The organism is Mycobacterium angelicum, assembly GCF_002086155.1.
Taxonomy (GTDB): Bacteria; Actinomycetota; Actinomycetes; order Mycobacteriales; family Mycobacteriaceae; genus Mycobacterium; species Mycobacterium angelicum.
Window position 1 is genome coordinate 1 of the sequence record NZ_MVHE01000188.1, and the last position, 1,474, is coordinate 1,474.

Sequence of the window (1,474 nt, forward strand, 5' to 3'; positions counted from 1 at the left end):
GGCAACCGGCAGCGGCAACGGCGGCACCGGAGGCTATGGCGGCGGGGGCGGCGGGGGCGGCGTCGGCGACAGTCACCCATTCCTATCCAACACGGGCGGTCCCGGCGGCAACGGCGGACAAGGCGGCACGGGCGGCGCCGGCGGTGCCGCAAGCGGCAGCGGCAACGGCGGTTCCGGCGGAAACGGCGGCGGTGGTGGCCACGGCGGCGAGGGTGGCGACGGCCCCGACGGTGTGGCCGGCACTACCGCGGGCAATGCCGGCGCTGGCGGCAACGCCGGCATGGGCGGCACCGGTGGCGCTGCAACCGGTACTGGTGATGGCGGTGCCGGCGGCAACGGCGGCGTCGGCGGCAACGGCGGCAAGGGCGGGTTCGCCGTGGTCCACAGCGGCAGTGGCGCCAACGGCGGCAATGGCGGCGGCGGCGGAGCTGGCGGAAATAGCGCATTGGCCACCGGCGGTCGCGGCGGCGATGGCAGCAACGGCGGCAATGGCGGCGACGGCGGGCGCTACAGCGACAACGTCTACGGCACTGCCGGCGGCGGAGGTAACGGCGGGGGGGGCGGAACCCACGGCAACGGAGGCGCCGGCACACCTCCCGGCTCCCCTGGCAGCGATGGTGACAGTGGCGCGCAGGGTGCTGCCGGTGTCTATTCCGGGGACAACTAGCCGCTGGTCAGGGCGGACTCGCACGGCAAACCGCGCAACGCCGCCGCCCCGCAGTAGCAGTTGACAACTGCTGGCAGCTAGGGAGTGGCAGGTGACCCAGCCGACATCCAGCAGCCTTTAACGCACCGTTGACGGTCTCAACAGGACCCTCCGTTATGGCGGTGACCTGCGGCTTCAATAACTGATCAGCCTTTTCACATGCCACCACAGGCAACGTCTACGTCATCCCGTTCGATGCGCGCCGCTCATGCCGGGAGGTAGGTCCAGCCCGGCCCAGGGTCTGCACCACTTCCCTCGCGGTTCGAGGAAGGACACACCGATGTCGTTCATCTTTGCTTCCCCGCAGCTGATGGCGGCCGCGGCCGCGGATGTGGCCGGGATCGGCTCGACGGTCAGCGCAGCCGCCCACACGGCGTCGGCCAACACAACCCAGCTGTTATCGGCAGCCGGTGATGAAGTATCCACCAGCGTTGCCGCGTTGTTCAGCGCCCACGGTCAGCAGTTCCAGGCCATCAACGCCCAGGCGGCAACCTTTCACGACCAATTCCTGCACACCCTAAGCGCCAGCGCGAACTCCTATGCCGTTGCCGAGGCCGCCAATACAGTGCAGCAAGAGTTGCTTGCCGCAATCAACGCGCCCACGCAAATGTTGTTGGGCCGCAACCTGATCGGTGACGGAGCCAACGCCACCACACCTGGCGGCAAGGGCGGCGACGGCGGGCTGCTGTGGGGCAATGGGGGCAATGGCGCCGCTGGCGCTGCCGGCCAGACCGGCGGGGCGGGCGGGGCGGCCGGGCTGTTCGGCAA

1 protein-coding gene and 1 pseudogene are annotated in these 1,474 nt (G+C 70.3%); both read left to right on the top strand.

Translation table 11 applies throughout. From position 1 onward, the window contains the following. A pseudogene (locus BST12_RS32530) lies at positions 1-667 on the top strand (hypothetical protein); the annotation flags it as partial. Positions 668-986: 319 nt separating this feature from the next. Next, positions 987-1,474, top strand: a 488-nt coding sequence (locus BST12_RS28905) for a PE family protein (RefSeq protein ID WP_083116524.1), incomplete at its 3' end; no start/stop codon positions are given.